2 tRNA genes and 2 rRNA genes are annotated in these 3,363 nt (G+C 52.8%); all 4 read left to right on the top strand.

Annotated features, from left to right (window positions below):
* Nucleotides 1–70 (top strand): 16S ribosomal RNA (locus tag SK54_RS21550); the annotation flags it as partial.
* A gap of 70 nt (nucleotides 71–140) precedes the next feature.
* A tRNA-Ile gene (locus tag SK54_RS21545) sits at nucleotides 141–217 on the top strand.
* A gap of 105 nt (nucleotides 218–322) precedes the next feature.
* Nucleotides 323–398 (top strand) — tRNA-Ala (locus tag SK54_RS21540).
* A 170-nt stretch (nucleotides 399–568) separates the two neighbouring features.
* Nucleotides 569–3,363 (top strand): 23S ribosomal RNA (locus tag SK54_RS21535).

Genomic DNA, 3,363 nt, shown 5'->3' with positions numbered 1-3,363 from the left:
GTGATTCATGACTGGGGTGAAGTCGTAACAAGGTAACCGTAGGGGAACCTGCGGTTGGATCACCTCCTTACCTTAAAGAACCTGCCTTTGTAGTGTCCACACAGATTGTCTGATGAAAAACAGCAGTAAAAAACCTCTACAGGCTTGTAGCTCAGGTGGTTAGAGCGCACCCCTGATAAGGGTGAGGTCGGTGGTTCAAGTCCACTCAGGCCTACCAAATTTTTGCTGATGCTGCGTTGCGGCGACACTCACATACATAAGTATGCTTCGTGTCACCACGCCTTGCCTCAACAAAAATTACCGGTACAGAGGTGACTACGATGGGGCTATAGCTCAGCTGGGAGAGCGCCTGCCTTGCACGCAGGAGGTCTGCGGTTCGATCCCGCATAGCTCCACCATCTTTTACTGCGAACACAAGAAAACTTCAGAGTGAACCTGAAAAGGTGCACTGCGAAGTTTTGCTCTTTAAAAATCTGGATCAAGCTGAAAATTGAAACGACACACAGCTCATGTGTGTTCGAGTCTCTCAAATTTTCGCAATCAGAAGTGAAACATCTTCGGGTTGTGAGGTTAAGCGACTAAGCGTACACGGTGGATGCCCTGGCAGTCAGAGGCGATGAAGGACGTGCTAATCTGCGAAAAGCGCCGGCGAGGTGATATGAACCCTTGACCCGGCGATGTCCGAATGGGGAAACCCAGTGCAATTCGTTGCACTATCGTTAACTGAATACATAGGTTAACGAGGCGAACCGGGGGAACTGAAACATCTAAGTACCCCGAGGAAAAGAAATCAACCGAGATTCCCCCAGTAGCGGCGAGCGAACGGGGAGCAGCCCGGAGTCTGAATCAGCTTGTGTGTTAGTGGAACGGTCTGGAAAGTCCGACGGTACAGGGTGATAGTCCCGTACACGAAAGCACACTTGCTGTGAACTCGAAGAGTAGGGCGGGACACGTGGTATCCTGTCTGAATATGGGGGGACCATCCTCCAAGGCTAAATACTCCTGACTGACCGATAGTGAACCAGTACCGTGAGGGAAAGGCGAAAAGAACCCCGGCGAGGGGAGTGAAAAAGAACCTGAAACCGTGTACGTACAAGCAGTGGGAGCCTCTTTATGGGGTGACTGCGTACCTTTTGTATAATGGGTCAGCGACTTATATTCTGTAGCAAGGTTAACCGTATAGGGGAGCCGAAGGGAAACCGAGTCTTAACTGGGCGTTAAGTTGCAGGGTATAGACCCGAAACCCGGTGATCTAGCCATGGGCAGGTTGAAGGTTGGGTAACACTAACTGGAGGACCGAACCGACTAATGTTGAAAAATTAGCGGATGACCTGTGGCTGGGGGTGAAAGGCCAATCAAACCGGGAGATAGCTGGTTCTCCCCGAAAGCTATTTAGGTAGCGCCTCGTGAACTCATCTTCGGGGGTAGAGCACTGTTTCGGCTAGGGGGCCATCCCGGCTTACCAACCCGATGCAAACTACGAATACCGAAGAATGTTATCACGGGAGACACACGGCGGGTGCTAACGTCCGTCGTGAAGAGGGAAACAACCCAGACCGCCAGCTAAGGTCCCAAAGTCATGGTTAAGTGGGAAACGATGTGGGAAGGCACAGACAGCCAGGATGTTGGCTTAGAAGCAGCCATCATTTAAAGAAAGCGTAATAGCTCACTGGTCGAGTCGGCCTGCGCGGAAGATGTAACGGGGCTAAACCATGCACCGAAGCTGCGGCAGCGACACTATGTGTTGTTGGGTAGGGGAGCGTTCTGTAAGCCGTTGAAGGTGTGCTGTGAGGCATGCTGGAGGTATCAGAAGTGCGAATGCTGACATAAGTAACGATAAAGCGGGTGAAAAGCCCGCTCGCCGGAAGACCAAGGGTTCCTGTCCAACGTTAATCGGGGCAGGGTGAGTCGACCCCTAAGGCGAGGCCGAAAGGCGTAGTCGATGGGAAACAGGTTAATATTCCTGTACTTGGTGTTACTGCGAAGGGGGGACGGAGAAGGCTATGTCAGCCGGGCGACGGTTGTCCCGGTTTAAGCATGTAGGCGGAGGTTCCAGGTAAATCCGGTACCTTTTAACGCTGAGGTGTGATGACGAGGCACTACGGTGCTGAAGTGATAAATGCCCTGCTTCCAGGAAAAGCCTCTAAGCATCAGGTAACACGAAATCGTACCCCAAACCGACACAGGTGGTCAGGTAGAGAATACCAAGGCGCTTGAGAGAACTCGGGTGAAGGAACTAGGCAAAATGGTGCCGTAACTTCGGGAGAAGGCACGCTGATATGTAGGTGAAGCCCCTGCGGGTGGAGCTGAAATCAGTCGAAGATACCAGCTGGCTGCAACTGTTTATTAAAAACACAGCACTGTGCAAACACGAAAGTGGACGTATACGGTGTGACGCCTGCCCGGTGCCGGAAGGTTAATTGATGGGGTTAGCGGCAACGCGAAGCTCTTGATCGAAGCCCCGGTAAACGGCGGCCGTAACTATAACGGTCCTAAGGTAGCGAAATTCCTTGTCGGGTAAGTTCCGACCTGCACGAATGGCGTAATGATGGCCAGGCTGTCTCCACCCGAGACTCAGTGAAATTGAACTCGCTGTGAAGATGCAGTGTACCCGCGGCAAGACGGAAAGACCCCGTGAACCTTTACTATAGCTTGACACTGAACACTGGTCCTTGATGTGTAGGATAGGTGGGAGGCTTTGAAGCGTGGACGCCAGTCTGCGTGGAGCCAACCTTGAAATACCACCCTTTAATGGCTGGTGTTCTAACGTAGACCCGTAATCCGGGTTGCGGACAGTGTCTGGTGGGTAGTTTGACTGGGGCGGTCTCCTCCCAAAGAGTAACGGAGGAGCACGAAGGTTGGCTAATCCTGGTCGGACATCAGGAGGTTAGTGCAATGGCATAAGCCAGCTTGACTGCGAGCGTGACGGCGCGAGCAGGTGCGAAAGCAGGTCATAGTGATCCGGTGGTTCTGAATGGAAGGGCCATCGCTCAACGGATAAAAGGTACTCCGGGGATAACAGGCTGATACCGCCCAAGAGTTCATATCGACGGCGGTGTTTGGCACCTCGATGTCGGCTCATCACATCCTGGGGCTGAAGTAGGTCCCAAGGGTATGGCTGTTCGCCATTTAAAGTGGTACGCGAGCTGGGTTTAGAACGTCGTGAGACAGTTCGGTCCCTATCTGCCGTGGGCGCTGGAGAATTGAGGGGGGCTGCTCCTAGTACGAGAGGACCGGAGTGGACGCATCACTGGTGTTCGGGTTGTCATGCCAATGGCACTGCCCGGTAGCTAAATGCGGAAGAGATAAGTGCTGAAAGCATCTAAGCACGAAACTTGCCCCGAGATGAGTTCTCCCTGAGAC

The organism is Enterobacter sp. MGH120 (assembly GCF_001037725.1).
Taxonomy (GTDB): Bacteria; Pseudomonadota; Gammaproteobacteria; order Enterobacterales; family Enterobacteriaceae; genus Enterobacter; species Enterobacter hormaechei_C.
This window is presented reverse-complemented; position numbering and strand designations above follow the sequence as displayed.